Source organism: Veillonella sp. oral taxon 780 str. F0422, assembly GCF_000221605.1.
GTDB lineage: Bacteria > Bacillota > Negativicutes > Veillonellales > Veillonellaceae > F0422.
On the sequence record NZ_AFUJ01000016.1, the window covers coordinates 16526 to 33312 of the forward strand.

Consider the following 16787-nt stretch of genomic DNA (forward strand, 5'->3'; position numbering starts at 1 on the left):
GATAGGATAGAGATAGATACAACGTGTTGAGAGGAAAAGGAGTTGGACATGCAACCACAGTTATATATTGGCGGAGCGGGTACGGGAAAGACCACGGCTTGTTTCGCAGAGATAGAACGAATTTTACAAGACCATCCAGACCACCAGATTATCGTCCTTGTGCCAGATCCTGCGACGTATATGATGGAACGCAAACTAGCAGAGTTTCGTCAGGAAAAAGGGTTCACCACGGTGCGTGTGGTGGGCATGACACGGCTAGCCTATCAAGTGTATCAATCCTTAGGGAAAGTGAAAGAAGAAGGCCTGTCGGAAATTGGCAAAAAACTAGTCCTTCGGGTCTTGTTAAAGCGATCATCGGGAGAATTAGACTTATTTAAACAAGCGGCGAAGCAACCTCATTTTGGAGATGTTATACAAGGGCTATTGACGGAGTGTAAAGCTTTTGGTGTAACGCCGGAGGATTTGTCAGGTGCTGTGAAACAAGTGGACTCCATGGTGTTGGGCCGTAAATTACAAGAATTATCCTTGTTGTTAGAACGCTATGATACAGCGATGGAAGAGTTAGGCGTCCAAGATTCTATGGAAACATTGATCGACCTATTGCCACAGTCGCCATTGATGAAACAGTGCCATGTCTTTGTGGACGGATTCCATTGGTTTACGCCCTTGCAGTATCGCTTGATTCAACGGTTGTTTTCCCTTAGTGAATCCTGTCATATGACAATCAGTTTGCCATCCTTGGAGGAAGAGGTGCACAGTCGCAAGGGATCTATGTATTTCCGTGTTTGGGAGACCTACCGAGATATGATGACTTGGTATCCAGAGGCAGTAGTGCATGATATGAACACCGTCTATCGAGGGACACCTGTGCTGCAACAATTGAACACACAATTTTTTAAAACACCTATGAAACCGAATACCACCGAAGATTCGTTGACCATGGTAAGTGCCTACAATCGAGAACGGGAAGCTGATGCGATATGTCGTAAGATTTTAGCATATCGTCAAGAAGGGGAACATCGCTGGAAAGACTGTACCATTATATTACGGGACATGGAGTCCTACGGTGATGTACTGGAAAAAGCTTGCATGAATTATGGCATTCCTTTCTTCTCGGATCAACGGAAGATGATGACTAGCCATCCTTTGGCGGAGTTTTTGCAAGGTATCTTCCATGTACATCGCACCTTTTTTGATCATGATGCGGTATTCCGCTTACTGAAAACGGATTTTGCGCCTTTCACACGGGAAGAAGTAGACCGATTAGAAAACTATTGTTTAGAATATGGCATTCAAGGGGCGGCGTGGTTACGAGATGTGTGGACCTATGGTGGCGAGGACGATGAAGAGCGACGAGCTGTGATGCAGGCTTTACATATGCGCGTCCTGGAATATTTGCGTCCAATCTATGATTTCTGTAAACTGTCACATACGGGACAGGAATGGAGTGAGTTCCTATTCCAAACTATGCAAGATTGGCACATTCCAGAGCAATTGAAACATTGGTATGACGAAGCAGAGGACCGTGGGAATGTACAAGAAAGTGCTAGCCATGTACAGCTTTATAAACATGCTATTCAATTGCTAGAGGAATGTGCATCTGTGACGGGCACAGAGGAGTTGAACGCAGAGGAGATGGGTCTTATCATCGAAGAAGGACTCAGTGAAGTGACCTACTCTTTGGTGCCGCCATCGTTGGACCATGTGACGATTACCACCATCGACCGCAGTTATATGACAGATGCGAAGGAAGTCTATGTGCTAGGCCTCAATGAGGGCGTATTTCCTCGTAAAATGGGGGACGAAGGCATTCTGCGTGACCAAGAGCGGACGGCGTTGGCTAAGGTAGGTGTGCAACTAGCGGCGGGTGCCTTAGGGCAAATGTTCAATGAAAATTTCTTATTCTATTTAGCCTGCACTCGTGCTAGCCAAGGACTGCATCTGTCCTATGTCACATCCGATGAAGAAGGGTCTAAAATGGAACCATCTTTGGTAGTGCGCCGTTTACAGCAATATGGGTATGTGAAAACTATCGAAGAAGCACCACTATCTATGCCAGAGGGACGAGAACAGGACTATCTGTGGCGACCATCCCAGAGTTTAGGCCTCTTTTCTAGTCGCATGAGTGCCCTTATGAAAGGAGATCCTATCTCCTCTACTTGGTGGAGTCTTTATAACTGGGGCATAGAAATGGGCTACAGAGGTGAGGTGTTCTTCGCCACACGAGGTATGTTTGATTCCAATACGGTGCCACGCATTGAGCAGTCCATTGTACGAGGGTTGTTGCTACGCAGTGATGCCTTAACGGGGTCCGTCACACGATTGGAACGATATCATCGTTGCCCATACAGTTTCTATGCTCAATATGCCTTACGCTTAGCCCCACGGAAGGTAAAATCCTTTGGAGCTCCTGAAATCGGAACCTTCCTTCACGATACGTTGCGCTATTTAGGGGAGTATCTATTACAACAGGGCCGACAATGGCGTGATGTAACAGAGGAAGAACAAGAATCCTTATGCCATGAAGCAGCAGATGCGGTGATGGGCACAGAAGAGCGAGATGCGTACGAAGCGCAACTGTATACTCGATTAACATCTACCTTATCTGCTACGGTAGCACGTCTCGTAGATTGGTCTAAGAAAAGCGAGTTTTCCACTACAGAAATAGAGCAAAGTTTTGGCATGGGCACATCTAACTGGCGTCCAGTGCGCATCCCATTGGGTAAAAACTATGGCGAAAGTATCGTACTGCGCGGTCAAATAGACCGTGTCGATGAATATCGAGGACCTCTTGGTCATTATGCGGCAGTGATTGACTATAAATCAGGGGGCACTACGGTGCGAGCTGATGAAATTTACTACGGCTTGAAATTGCAATTAATGACCTATCTATTGGCATTGGAAAAGAATACACAAGATAGAATTGGCACGGCGGCTGCCCTCTATACCTATGTACGGAATCCGCAAGTGAAATTGTCTGAAGTAGTGAATCACCGACGGGCAGAGGAAGAAAAATCGGAAGGACAACAGTTGAAAAACAGTGGATACTTTGTAGACGGTGAAGTGTTACAATCCTTAGATGTGACGAGAGCTTACCAAAGTAATTCCCCTTATGTACCGATTGTTCTGAAAAAGGATGGCACTCCGGATAGTCGCACATCCAAGAGTTTGAAGACGATGGAACAATTTGGACTTATGAAGGAATATACAAAGCAAATAATTTCCAACAGTGGTACACAGATGATGGATGGAGAATTTCCTATCAGTCCCTACCAAAAGGATAAACGGCGACCATGTGAATTTTGTGAGTTCCAAGCCTTATGTCGCTTTGATGGAACTCGCAACAGATATCGCTATATTAAGACCATGACGGAAGAGGAAGCATTGGAGAAGATGGAAGCATTACAAACAGGAGGGGCTACCTATGAAATGGACTGATGCGCAACAGAGCGCCATTGATGCGCCTAGACCGGGGCAGTTACCGTCCCAAACGATCTTGGTGTCTGCGGCGGCGGGGTCCGGGAAAACGGCAGTCCTCGTAGAGCGCATGATACAACGTCTAAAACGGCGGGAGCTAAGTATTCAAGAACTGATGGTGGTGACTTTCACAAAAGCGGCAGCCGCAGAGATGAAAGCCCGTATCGGGGTGAAACTAGCGGAAGAGTTTCAAGCTACCGGAGACGAGTATTTAGAAGAACAATTGAATATGTTGCCGTCCGCCCATATCTCTACGTTGCACTCCTTTTGTCAATGGGTGATCCGCAGTTACTTCTATAAACTAGATATAGATCCGTCTTTCACCATCGGCAATGAAGGGGAATTGGCGCTCATGCGCTACGAGGTGCTAGATGCGATTTTGCTGCAGGCCTATGAACAGGGGCTGTATAACATTTACGATGTGAGTGACATGTTCAGCACCGAACGGTCTGATCAGGTCTTGCGGGAGACCGTGTTTCAAATTTACAACTTTGCCTTGGCTCAAAGTCAGCCTATGCGTTGGTTAGATGCCGTATGTGAAACGTATGAAAGTGCCTTGCACCAGACATTGCGAGAAACTACATGGGGCACCCTATTTTGGGAAGAACAACAACGGCAAATTGAGTATCTATTAGAGCGCTATGAAGAGGCACAGCGCTTGGCTACCCTAGGCAATGGGTTCGACAAATGGATGGATAAGGTCAGTGAACTGCAAACACTGTTACAAGCCATGCAAAAGGCAGACACTTGGGATGCTATGCATGTCGGTGTAGTGGGCATTGGGGGATTTAGCTTCCCCGTACTTCGTGCCACGAAGGCCATGAATGAAAGCGATCCAGCTATCTTGAGTGAAATTAAAGCCATCTTGGCAGAAGGGAAAGATATATTGCAAGCCATGCCGAAAGGTGTCTTTGCTATTACGGAAGCAGATTGGCGAGAGCAAATGGAGTACTTAGTGCCGTTGGTACGAGGTATCATCCAGCTGGTGAAACGATTCCATGAGGATTTTCAGCAGGCAAAGCAAGAAGCGGGTATGATCGATTTCTCCGACTTGGAACATCTATGCTTAGCCTTATTAGTAGACCCAGAATTTACAGAAGAACTCAAGCCATCTGAGGTGGCACTGGAGTTACAGGATACATTCAAAGAAGTGATGGTCGATGAATACCAAGATACGAATGGCGTCCAAGAGGCTATCGTGAATTTAGTATCTCGTGGGGACAATCGTTTTTATGTGGGCGATGTGAAACAGTCGATTTATGGATTCCGTATGGCAGATCCGCAGCTATTTATGGAAAAGTACCATCGGTTTGATCACGATGTGAACAGTGTGGAACGGCGTATCGATTTGTCCCAAAATTTCCGTTCCCATGAAGCGATTCTAAATGTAACGAACTTTATATTTTCGCAAATTATGACCGATGAAGGGGCAGGGCTTACCTATGGTGAGGCAGAAGCTCTCCACACAGGTCGCATCGTAGAAGAGGCGCCACCAGAATGGGTAGGTGGTGATGTAGAAGTGCACGTTCTTTGCTGTGATGAAGACAAGGCACAGACAGACCCTGAAGATGGAGAAGACCTAGAGAACGATGAAAAAGAAATGCTCTTTGTGATCCGTAAAATCCAAGAGTTAAAGAACAATGGCGCCATGGTACAAGATAAAGACGGCACCTTCCGGCTCATGGAATGGCGAGACATTGTACTCTTGAAGCGATCTATCTCTGGGTCAGCGAGCCGAATGATCGACCTACTACGGCGAGAGGGCATCCCTGCCTATGCAGAGGAGAAATCCGGCTATTTCAGTGCCATGGAAGTGCAGTTTGTGCTGTCCTTGTTGCAAATCATCGATAATCCAGAGCAGGACTTGCCTATGGCCATCGTTTTGCAATCGCCTCTTATTGGGATGGATGCCAACGATTTAGGACGTCTTCGTCTGTCTGTAGGGGAGAACAGCTTGTGGAGCGGGTTGCGCCCATTTGTAGAAGCTTCCCAGAATGCAGGATGGATTCGCTTTGTGGACTCCATGGACACCTGGCGGACCATGTCTCGCCGTCAAGGCATTACGGACTTAATTTGGCACATCTACGACACCTTGCATGTGGTAGAATACGTGAGCGCCATGCCAAATGGCTTGGTGCGTCGTGGCAATGTGCTGGCCTTGTATGAGCGAGCGAAACAATATGAAAGTGGCAATTACCGTGGCTTATTCCGGTTCTTGCGCTTTATTGAAAGCTTGCAGGCATCCGGAGAAGATTTAAGCGTTGCCAAAACGGTGAGTGAAGCGGACAATGTGGTGCGTATTATGACCATCCACAAAAGTAAGGGCTTAGAGTTCCCCGTGGTGTTTCTCATGGGCACTCAAAAGGGCTTTAACAAAATGGATTTGAACCGGTCCTTGCTATTGCACAAGGAATATGGAGTGGGTTTGAAAGGGTATTTCCCAGACTTGCGTGTGATGTATAATTCCTTACCTTGGATTTTCGTGCACCAAGCTTTGGAAGAAAATTTGAAAGCTGAAGAGGAGCGTATCCTTTATGTAGCATTAACTCGGCCTAAAGATAAACTGTATATTACAGGTTATATGAAGGGGTCTATCAATGGCTCTACGGATCGACCTGCGACGAAGAAAATGGGTGAATGGGTAGCGCCTGTCTTACAGTGGGGTGAAAGTGCTTTTACGAAAGAGCAGATTCTAGGGTGTAATTCCTATTTAGATTGGATCTTGCGAAGTTTAGCTCGCCACGTAGCAGGGGGTACGCAGTTGCGCCAATTTGCGGAGGTGGAAAGCCCGCAACTCCCAGATATACCGTACAAAGATTGTCCAGTGTCCTTCCACGTTCATGATGGAAATGATTACAGTGTTTCACAGGAAACACCGTCTGTAGAAGTAGATATTCTGGAACAAGTGCGAGCTCAATTACCAGTGGAAGCGCCACCATTGGACCCTGTCGTGATAGATCGGTTGACCTCTGTGTATGCTTATGAAAGTTCTACGGAACGGGCGGGGAAAATTTCTGTATCTGAAATTAAACGGCGCTTTGTGGAGCTGGAAGAATTGGCAAAACAGATGATTGAGCCGGACTATAAGCGTGATACAAGTAGTCATGATGATGAGGAAACGACAGAATCTATCATGCCTAATGCGATGGAACATAGAACAACTGGAAGTACTAATGATACAGAAGATTCCTTACTAGGTACATCAGCTGTGGGTGGGGAGAATCTTCAGGTAGAGGATACCTCAGTAGCTCTAGGTCCTTTTGATGTAACTTTAGCCTCTATAAGAGAGTCCACACCGATTTGCAGTGGTGCTCGTTGGGGAACCCTCATGCATGAAGTGATGCAGTGGTTGCCGTTGCAACAGTATACACGACCATCTTTGCGACAAGCCTTGGATTTGCTAGCATTACAAGGATACCTGACTGATGAGGAACGGAAGGCGATTAGTGAAAAACGGATTTATGATTTCTTTCAGTCTGATCTAGGACAACGATTGCTAACAGCACAGCGAGTGGAACGAGAGTTGCCATTTAGTATGCTATTTCCTGCGAACCGTGTATACCCAGAGATGCTAGACGGGGAAGATCTGTTCCTACAAGGTATCATCGATACAGCATTCTTAGAAGAGGGATCTTGGGTGCTAGTTGACTATAAAACAGACCGTCTTGATGAAGAGGCTCTAGTAGAGCGCTATCGCATTCAGCTCATGCTCTATAAAGAAGCCTTGGAACGATTGACCCCATACCCTGTAAAAGAGGTATACATCTATTCCTTCCGATTGGAGCGGGCTATACCGGTATAATATTTCTAGCATAGCAATGGCAGTAATCCAATTGATAGTTTAGAAATATATTCTACATATGTTGTAATGCTACTAACAAATGTGATTGAATACAGGCATGTAAACTAATACAATCAAAATACAAAACAGAACAAAAAAGAGGAACGTTGTGCACTCTGTGCCAACGTTCCTCTTCTTATTCTAAATAATGCGGATTATGTAATGTATGGGGTCACAGCACCTATATACTAGGGTACGAAAAAGGGTCCCGAGGGGGACCCTTTCAGTATAGTATTATTCGTTTTCATGACCTTTGTGCCACCAAGTAATACCTTTTTGAGTTGGTAAAATAGCGCGGTCGAAGATTGGATCTTCAATACCTTTAGATTTTTGATTCATGTAATCTTTGAGTGCAATGGTTACTAATTTGCCTAAACGCAAGATAGAGGTAATATTGCAAAGCACTAAGAATGCCATAAACAAGTCAGCTAAGTTCCAAACAAGATTTAATTCAGCAATACAACCAACATAGACCATGATGATAACAAGAGCACGGAATAGGTTAATAGCGAATTTGTTATTTTTTGTCATGTGCGCAATATTCACTTCGCCGTAGAAATAGTTGCCGATAATGGAACTGTAGGCAAACATGAATACAAATAATGCGATGACTGCAGGAGCCCAAGAGCCTAATTGGTGTCCAATACTGTGTTGAACAAGGGCAATACCTGTTAGATCTGTGTGCACATATTCGCCAGATACAAGAACGATGAATGCAGAGGCAGTACATACAAACATGGTATCAACGAATACCCCAAGGGACATAATTAAACCTTGTTTTACAGGGTGGTTTACATCAGCAGAAGCAGATGCATTTGGTACAGAACCTTCGCCGGCCTCGTTGGAGAACAAGCCGCGTTTGATACCTTGCATTACAGCAGCACCGATGAAGCCGCCTGTCGCAGAATCAATAGTAAAAGCCTGTGTAAAGATAGCGGAAATCACAGTTGGTAATACAGAAATATTAGAGATGACGATGTATAAAGCGATTAAGAAATATAAACCAGCCATAAAAGGCACTAAAAATTCAGCTGTTTGAGCGATACGTTTTGCACCACCGAAAATAACAAGAGCAGATAAAGCTGCTACGATAAGACCTGTTGTAGAGGCGTCGATATTCCATGGTTGCACAGCGATAGCAATGGTATTTGCTTGTACAGAGTTGTAGATTAAGCCGTATGTAACGCTGATTAAGATGGCAAATAAAATAGATAAGAACGGACTGTTCAAACCATGACGAATGTAATAGGATGGACCGCCACGGAAGGAGCCATCAGGTAAGCGCTCTTTATAGATTTGACCTAATGTGTTTTCGATGAAACTAGTAGCTGCGCCAAGTAGCGCGATAAACCACATCCAGAATACAGCCCCTGGACCACCTAAGGCAATAGCGATAGCGATACCAGCGATGTTACCAACACCCACGTGAGAGGCCACGCTAATACAGAATGCTTGGAATGGAGAAATGTGATGGTCACCTTTACTTTTTTCTCCTGCACCAGATTTTAAAATACGGAACATTTCTGGTAGTTGTCGTAATTGCACGAATCGTGTGGTTGCTGTAAACCAAACACCGGCAATGATGAGGAGAGCGATGATGATGTTATTCCAGAGGAATCCGTTTACATCGCCCAAGAGTTGAATGATTTGTTCTTGCATAAGGACATCCTTTCTTTTATATGGACATAGCATATTTTCTATAGTATATCATAGGAAGATAGGGAAATGATAGAAAGTTATAGGAATAGGAGAAAAATTGTAAAAAAATATCTATTCATACGGAGGAAAAGGTGTTACAATGAATCGATAAAAGAATGAAGTCGCTTAACTACATCCGAACCCATTCCGTACGGACTAGTTAGGCTAGCGGTTTTGATGACACGGATACTTGAAATGAACTCAAGTGATGTTTGGAAAGGGGATTGATACATGAAAACCACCGCTAAAAAAATGTCTGTATTCCAACTGACATCCATTGTGGCAGCCAATATGTTGGGTGCTGGAATTATTATGCTACCGTCTCAATTAGCACAGGTAGGCACCATTTCTATCCTATCTTGGATAATCACTGTACTAGGCTCCTTAACCTTAGCCTATATTTTTGCCCAATGTGGCTTATTTACGAAAAAGTCTGGTGGTCTAGGAGGCTATGTAGAATATGCCTTTGGTAGGACAGGACATTTTATGGCCAATTATTCTTATGCAGTATCTCTGGTGATTGCCAATGTAGCCATAGCTATATCTATCGTAGGGTATGGAGCTGTATTGTTTGATGTGCCGCTTTCACCATTAGAAGTAAGTTTAGCAACAATAGGATTGCTCATGGTGGCAGCTCTAGTCAATGTGCGTGGTAACAAGAGCACAGGACGGATTAGCAATATTACGATTTGGGGCACCATGTTGCCGGTCTTATTTATTGGCGTGTTTGGTTGGTTTTGGTTCGATCCAGAGATGTTTGTGTCTGTTTGGAATCCGCAAGAACTACCCGTATTTGATGCGGTCAGTCAGTCCATTTCCCTTACATTGTGGGGGTTTTTAGGCTTTGAATCGGCAGCAGCAAACGCAGATGCTGTGGAAAATCCTAAGAAAAATGTACCGATTGCGACATTTTTTGGCACTTTAGCCGTAGCTGTGGTGTATATTGTATCGACAAATATTATGGCAGGGATCATTCCTAATATTGAGTTAGTGAACTCCACTGCTCCATTTGGCCTTGTTTTTGCCTATATGTTTGATGGTACAGCAGGTAAAATCGTGATGGCGCTTATGGCAGTATCCTGCTTTGGGGCCATTATGGGGTGGCAATTTACTTTGAGCCGTGTGTTTAAAAGCTGTGCAGAAGCAGGTTTCTTTCCTAAAGTGTTTGCCCGGGTTAATCGCGTAGATTCTCCTGTACGGGGTATTTTTATTTTGTTGGCATTACAAGCTATTTTGGCTTTGATGACCACTGATGAAAGTTTAAATGAACAATTTGCACAACTTGTTAACCTAGCAGTTGTGACAAATGTATTTCCATATATTCTTTGTTGCGTGGCGGTGAACAAGATGCTATCTGTTGAAGGGGCTAGCGTCGGATTACGTCGTCTAATCTATGTGATGAGCGCCGTAGCTATTGCCTATGATAGTTATGCCATTTATGCATGTGGAGCAATTCCTGTACAAGGTGGGGCTTCCGTCATTTTATTTGGCTATGTAGCATACCAGGCGGCATTCCATTGGCGGCCTCGTCTAGTGAAAGCTATTGGTAAAAGCTCTGCTTATTAATAGCAACATACATAGTTTAAAAATGAAGATTTCATGAATTTTGATTTTCTTCATTTTTTCTTCATGAAGATTATTTACAATTGCACATGTGATTAATTGTTACAGTATTAAATCTAAAACATTTAATACTGTAATTTTTAATTTAGGAATTATAAACAATTTTATAGATTATTTTATTGTGAAAAGGTAAAGGAAGAGGAAAAGAACATGTTAAAAGCAACAGGAAAACAACAAACATTAAAAGCGGCAGTGTTGAGCGCTGTTATGGTTATGAGTGCTATTGGCATGAATGTAGCTGATGCTGCAGTGAATACGCCAGGTACAGGTGATGATAAAGGCATTGCGTATGGTGTTGGTGCCAATGCAAAAGGAATTCAGGCAATTGCTCTTGGTGTAAATGCCCAAAGTACAACTAATAATACAATTGCTATCGGTGAAAATGCCTATGCAGGGGACAAAGAGGGAGATGGTTCTGGTCAATCTGCCATCGCTATTGGTCGTGAAGCAAAAGCGTTAAAAAACCGAGGCGTAGCTATTGGTGATAGCTCTTCTGCAGACTGGTATGGTACAGCATTAGGTTCTCGCTCTGTAGCTGCGGCGAATAGCGTAGCTATCGGCGGTGGTAGCAATGGTTCTCACGCAGAAGCAAGTTTGAAAAACTCTGTAGCTTTAGGTACTTTTGCTAAAACAAAAGAAGGTGTTAACACAACGGAAGCTTCTGTTGAATCCAATGGAACAACATTAAAATTAACTGATTTTGCAGGTACTGTTACTAATGATGCTGGCAATAAAGTAAGTTATGTAGTTTCTGTTGGTGATGAAGGTAAAGAACGTCAAATTCAAAACGTAGCAGCAGGTCAAGTGACAGCTACATCTACAGATGCTGTTAATGGTAGCCAATTACATTCTGTAGCAGCAGCAGTGGCAAATGTGGCTGGTTCTGTAAAAGACATCATTGGTGGTGATGCAACAGTAGATGAAACTGGTAAAATTACTGCTACTGATATTGGTGGAACAGGAAAAGCTACTCTTCATGAAGCTATTGAATCTGTAAAAAATACAGCCGATTCCTTGAAAACAGTATTAGGTGGCGAAACTGAAGTAGATAAAGATGGAGCTGTTACTGTTAAAGATCTTGGTGGTACAGGTAAAACAAATGTTAATGATGCCTTAAAAGCTGTAAAAACAGAAGTAAAAGCAGGTACCAATGTGACTGTTGCAGAATCAAAAGGTGCTAATGGTCAACCTGTATACACAGTAGCAGTAAAAGATGATCTTACATTAAATAGTGTAACAATAGGTACTACCAAAGTAGATGGAAGTGGAATCGCTGTTGACGGTAAGCAATTTGTCACAAAAGATGGAATCAATGCAAATAATACAAAGGTTACTAATGTAGCTAATGGAGACGTATCTGCAAATTCTAAAGATGCTATCAATGGTAGCCAATTGCATTCTGTAGCAACTACAGTGGCAAATGTAGCTGATTCTGTAAAAAATACAGCAGACTCTTTAAAAGCAGTATTAGGTAAAGATGCTGTTGTTGTTGGTGAAAATGGCTCTGTTACTGTAAAAGATCTTGGTGGTACAGGTAAAACAAATATTAATGATGCTTTAAAAGCTGTGAAAACAGAGGTAGGAAACATTGAATCTACTATTAATAAAAATTTAGAAGATATCAATACTAGCATTACAAATGTCAATAACAAAGTAGATAACATTAACCAAAACATGGGTTCCATGGAAAATCGTTTGAATTCTCGTATGGATAAAGCAGTAGCTGGTTCTGCAGCGTTAGCGGCATTACATCCATTAGAGTTTGATGGTAATGATACATGGAGTATTGCAGCTGGTTATGGTAACTACCATAGCAGTAATGCATTAGCTTTAGGTGCATTCTATCGTCCAAATGAAGATACTATGGTTAGCCTTGGTGGTACTGTAGGAAATGGTGAAAAATTATTTAATGTAGGGGTAAGCTTAAAAGTTGGTCAACGTGGACATATCCCTATGACTAAAGTGGCAATGGCAAAAGAAATTGATACATTAAAAGCTCAATTAGAAGCTCAAGATCAAAAAATTGCTATGCTTATGAATGCTATGGCTGCAAAATAATTAAATACATTTAAATAGTAAAAAAGAAAGTTGATATAAATTTATCGACTTTCTTTTTTGTGAAAATTAATGTTGTATTTTGTTTTCTGATGAATCATAGAAAACCCTATATTCAAGGCTTTCGTGCCTTTGCGAAATGAATATTTTAAAACTTGATTTTAAATATCTAGTTATGCTATATTTGAAAAGCAATATACATAATAAAAGTATATGCTAGGTTTGTTGTGATCATGCATTATGCATTTCACATAATACTAATTATAGGTAAAGGACTGACACTTGTGTCAGTCCTTTCCTATTAGCATTATGTAACTCTAAAATTCAAAAATCTAAAAGCTAGTATGTATTGAATTTAACATTCTTTGATAGTTAATTCAGCTGTACAATGTGGACAGCGTGTTGCATCGTCAGCAATAGCTTCACGGCAATAGTCACATTTACGGATTTCCACCGGTGCTTCTGCAGGTGTAAATCGTTTAATTTGGCTGATGATAGCGAAAATACAAAAAGCAATGATAAGGAATTCAAAGACTGTATTTAAGAACATACCATAAGCCAAGACAGGGATACCAGCCGCTTTAGCTTCTGCTAAAGTCGCTGGAGCAGTACCAGTAGTTAAAGGGATGAATAGATTAGAAAAGTCCACTCCGCCTAATAATAATCCGATAGGAGGCATAACCACATCGTTTACTAAAGAAGTAACAATTTTACCGAAAGCGGCGCCAATGATAACGCCGACTGCTAAGTCTACTACATTGCCGCGCATGGCAAAGTCTTTAAAATCTTTCAAAAAGCTCATACTAATCTCCATTTCAAAATTCATACAATAAAAAGTATACCATACATTATAATAGAAATATATCGAAAAAGCTAGATGTAATCATGTGCATGAAATAGTTGGATACACGACCTTGTATAGATTGTAAAAAAGCTGTCATACCGTTAGACGTTTAGGTCTAGGGATGGCAGCTTTTGTATTAACGATGATGATCAACTTCTTGAATGTTTGCATAGTTCCGATATAATTCATTGGGTAATTTAGTAGTAATAATAGACGCCTTATCAATGGTGGCAAAAGTAACAGATGAAATGCGATCAAATTTAGATGGATCTGCTAAGACAAAGGCATTGTGACATTTATGTAATGCTTTTTCTTTCACAGCAGCATCGAGAGGATCTTCTGTGGTAAAGCCAGATTTATAACTTATACCATGAGCACCAAAGAAGCCTTGTGTAAAGTTATAGGAATCTAATTGATTAAGAGCTACACTACCGACAATAGATGATGAAATAGGATTTACAGTGCCACCTAATAAGATGACTTTCATATGCCGCGATGCTAAATGGGTAGCATGATGAATGCCATTAGTCACAAAGGTAGCATTGGTGTGCGGTACATAATGTAACACCATTTCAGTGGTACTACCAGCATCAATGAAGATAAAACCAGAGGAACTGATTAATTCAGAGGCAGCTAAGGCAATAGATTCTTTTGCATCGCGATACATAACGGATTTCGGGATTATATCTATATCCGTTGTGGTATGGTCAATGGTGAGGCTGGCAGCGCCACCGTGGACCTTTTGCAATAAACCTTTACTGTGGAGATAGGCTAAATCTCTGCGTATTGTAGGCGCTGAAGAAGATAAGGCTGTCACCAATTCGTGTACAGTGACCACCCGGTTTTGTTTCAAGCGTCGTAGAATCGCAGAATAACGTTCTTCAGGAAGCATAGTAAAATCACCTCCAATTTATGATTAACCTAATACTGCTTAGGAAAACGTACCTATTATTTTTCCTATATTCATGGTAATATAAATGGCAAATAAATTATAGTAGCCAATGATGGATTTCATCAAAATGTATAAAAGCAAAGGCTATATTTTGCGATAAATTAATAATCCGCTCTGTGCGGACAGGAATTGTATAATACAGATGAGGAGATATATATGAAAATAACAAAAATGCACGGTTTAGGAAATGATTTTATCGTTTTTTTGATGATGGTACAGTACAATTTGATGTGACGGACATGGCACAACGTCTATGTGATCGTCATACGGGTATCGGAGCAGATGGTCTGGTCATTGTTATGCCTTCTAAGGTGGCAGATGTGCGTATGCGCATTATCAATTCTGATGGCAGTGAAGCTGAAATGTGTGGCAATGGCATTCGCTGTTTTGCGAAGTATGCCTACGACCGCAAGATCATTGATACAGAAGTGTTTACGGTAGAAACGTTGGCTGGTATTATGACGCCAACGATTATTGCTGAAAATGGTGTGGCTAAATTGGTGAAAGTCAACATGGGTAAACCTACATTTTCTGCGAAGGACATTCCTATGGACATAGAATCAGACAAAGTCATAGACTATACTATTGATGTAGACGGCACATCCTATGTGGTGAGTTCTGTACTGTTAGGGGTGCCACATACAGAAGTATTTGTAGAGGATGTAACAGCAGTTCCATTGACAGTATTAGGGCCAAAGATTGAAAAGCATCCACTTTTTCCAAAAGGAACAAATGTGAACTTTGTACAAGTGGTGGACGAGAAAACTGTGAAAGTCCGTACTTGGGAGCGCGGTGCAGGGGCTACATTGGCTTGTGGTACAGGTTCTTGCTCTAGCGCTGTTATGGCTCATGAAAAAGGGTTAACTAGTCGATCTGTAGATGTGGAGTTATACCTAGGTGTTTTACATGTAGATTATGACGAAGATGGCACAGTATATATGACAGGACCTGCTACAGAAGTGTTTAGCTTGGAGTTGGAGGATGTCACTTGCTAGATGGGGACTAGCAATACAATGCGCTTCTAACACAAAAGAGGAAAGTTGATCAAGTGGAGTCAACTTTCCTCTTTTTGTATGAGTTATTATGAATTAGTTTTTAGCTGAACTTTCTTTCCAAACTTTTTCATAAATGCTGTCTGTGTCGTAGCATCTAATTTGTCTACGGTTAGAATTAAGCCGTCTACATTCGGTGTTGGTGTTACAGCTAGGATAGTGCCATGGGGCTCCAATTGACGATATAAGTAAGCGGCATCGGTTTGTAAATTGTCAAAGTCACCTAAGCTATAAGTACCAGTAGTAATGATGTGATTATCTAAGAAGTGTTTGTCTTTAATATAGGCGGTTTCTGCAGTGATAGCTTTCACATCGCTAGAAGATGTAAAGGAAATGACTAATTTACCATCACGCCAGAACATAGCGCCACGATGGTGGAAATCGTAATTCTCGCCAAATGTTTTCTTGACCAGAGCGCGTGCCGTTTCTTCCATTTGTTGTTGCTGAATTGTGTGCTGAATGGCAGTAGCTTCTTTAGAGAAAAGTAAACGATATGTAATTTCTGCAGCTTCACCACGAGTGATATATTTTTCTGGATTGAATAAGCCTTTTGTACTGTAATTGATGAATCCCCATAAAGCTAGTTCACGTACTGATGATTGAGCCCAAGGTGCGATAAATTTCTGATCACTAAAGTGTATGGTATCGAGAGCTGTTGGGTCTTCAGTACGATATCCTTGGTAGTGTAAAAATTTATCAGCAACCACGGCAAACTCTTGGCGAGACATATATTGTTCTGGACGATACGTATTGTCACCATAACCGCTGATAATATTAGCTCTTGCTACACTTTCAATAGCTAGAGAAGACCAACGGTCGGAAGTGATGTCTGAAAATGAACTAGCTAACATAATAGATGGAGTATCTCCAATCATATTGCTAAATAAAGAGGCAGCTTCCTCGCGAGATAGTGGGTCATTGGGTTTGAATGTGCCATTACGATATCCACTCATTAAACCTTCTTTTGTCATTTTAGTAATTGATTCATAAGCCCAAAAGTTACTAGGTACATCAGTAAATCGATATTTTTGTACTCGATCAAAGGTAGAAATCGTATTTGGTTGAGAATATGTAAATGTGTTAGGTGTGGTTACCATAGTGCTTGTAGATAGTGAGTTGCTAGTTTGTGCTTGTAATAATACTACAGGCAATGCAGTTAGCAATAGTGCAGAATAAATGCGTTTCATGGTGTGCCTCCGAATTAGGAAACTAAAAATGTTTTACTATATGTATCATACCATATTT

General features: G+C 42.0%; 8 protein-coding genes and 1 pseudogene. 5 read left to right on the forward strand and 4 right to left on the reverse strand.

Annotated elements, in window-relative coordinates:
• The first annotated feature begins 48 nt into the window (after positions 1–48).
• Together HMPREF9200_RS02145 and addA are read left to right on the forward strand one after the other, a co-directional pair.
• A complete protein-coding gene (locus tag HMPREF9200_RS02145) occupies positions 49–3438 on the forward strand; it encodes a PD-(D/E)XK nuclease family protein (RefSeq protein ID WP_009353148.1) in 3390 nt (1129 codons plus the stop codon).
• Positions 3425–7279, forward strand: coding sequence for a helicase-exonuclease AddAB subunit AddA (gene addA, locus HMPREF9200_RS02150; RefSeq protein ID WP_009353222.1), 3855 nt, complete (start codon positions 3425–3427; stop codon positions 7277–7279). The genes HMPREF9200_RS02145 and addA overlap by 14 nt, the downstream gene beginning before the upstream one ends.
• 273 nt (positions 7280–7552) lie before the next feature.
• Here addA and HMPREF9200_RS02155 read toward each other — a convergent pair whose 3' ends face one another.
• Complete coding sequence (locus tag HMPREF9200_RS02155; protein WP_009353165.1) at positions 7553–8977, reverse strand: sodium:alanine symporter family protein; 1425 nt, start codon at positions 8975–8977, stop codon at positions 7553–7555.
• Between the two features lie 270 nt (positions 8978–9247).
• On the opposite strand from HMPREF9200_RS02155, the gene potE reads away from it, so the two are divergent.
• On the forward strand, positions 9248–10582 hold the full coding sequence (gene potE, locus HMPREF9200_RS02160; RefSeq protein WP_009353207.1) for a putrescine-ornithine antiporter: 1335 nt from the start codon (positions 9248–9250) through the stop codon (positions 10580–10582).
• Positions 10583–10789: 207 nt separating this feature from the next.
• The gene (locus HMPREF9200_RS02165; protein ID WP_009353233.1) at positions 10790–12697 is read left to right on the forward strand and encodes a YadA-like family protein; all 1908 of its coding nucleotides are present in this window, start codon (positions 10790–10792) and stop codon (positions 12695–12697) included.
• A gap of 352 nt (positions 12698–13049) precedes the next feature.
• Here HMPREF9200_RS02165 and mscL read toward each other — a convergent pair whose 3' ends face one another.
• Positions 13050–13496 (reverse strand): large-conductance mechanosensitive channel protein MscL, encoded by a 447-nt coding sequence (mscL, locus tag HMPREF9200_RS02170; RefSeq protein WP_009353215.1) that lies wholly within the window; start codon positions 13494–13496, stop codon positions 13050–13052.
• A gap of 178 nt (positions 13497–13674) precedes the next feature.
• Complete coding sequence (locus HMPREF9200_RS02175) at positions 13675–14430, reverse strand: DeoR/GlpR family DNA-binding transcription regulator (protein WP_009353154.1); 756 nt, start codon at positions 14428–14430, stop codon at positions 13675–13677.
• A gap of 216 nt (positions 14431–14646) precedes the next feature.
• Here HMPREF9200_RS02175 and dapF point away from each other — a divergent pair.
• Positions 14647–15485 (forward strand): annotated as a pseudogene (dapF, locus tag HMPREF9200_RS02180) (diaminopimelate epimerase).
• An 86-nt stretch (positions 15486–15571) separates the two neighbouring features.
• Here the strand turns inward: dapF and HMPREF9200_RS02185 are convergent.
• The gene (locus tag HMPREF9200_RS02185; protein WP_009353219.1) at positions 15572–16729 is read right to left on the reverse strand and encodes an S-layer homology domain-containing protein; all 1158 of its coding nucleotides are present in this window, start codon (positions 16727–16729) and stop codon (positions 15572–15574) included.
• Positions 16730–16787: the final 58 nt, after the last annotated feature.

Bases quoted from the DNA above. Each gene is read 5' to 3' on its own strand.
- HMPREF9200_RS02145 (WP_009353148.1), top strand. From the start codon at position 49: ATGCAACCACAGTTATATATTGGCGGAGCGGGTACGGGAAAGACCACG.
- addA (WP_009353222.1), top strand. From the start codon at position 3,425: ATGAAATGGACTGATGCGCAACAGAGCGCCATTGATGCGCCTAGACCG.
- HMPREF9200_RS02155 (WP_009353165.1), bottom strand. From the start codon at position 8,977: ATGCAAGAACAAATCATTCAACTCTTGGGCGATGTAAACGGATTCCTC.
- potE (WP_009353207.1), top strand. From the start codon at position 9,248: ATGAAAACCACCGCTAAAAAAATGTCTGTATTCCAACTGACATCCATT.
- HMPREF9200_RS02165 (WP_009353233.1), top strand. From the start codon at position 10,790: ATGTTAAAAGCAACAGGAAAACAACAAACATTAAAAGCGGCAGTGTTG.
- mscL (WP_009353215.1), bottom strand. From the start codon at position 13,496: ATGAGCTTTTTGAAAGATTTTAAAGACTTTGCCATGCGCGGCAATGTA.
- HMPREF9200_RS02175 (WP_009353154.1), bottom strand. From the start codon at position 14,430: ATGCTTCCTGAAGAACGTTATTCTGCGATTCTACGACGCTTGAAACAA.
- HMPREF9200_RS02185 (WP_009353219.1), bottom strand. From the start codon at position 16,729: ATGAAACGCATTTATTCTGCACTATTGCTAACTGCATTGCCTGTAGTA.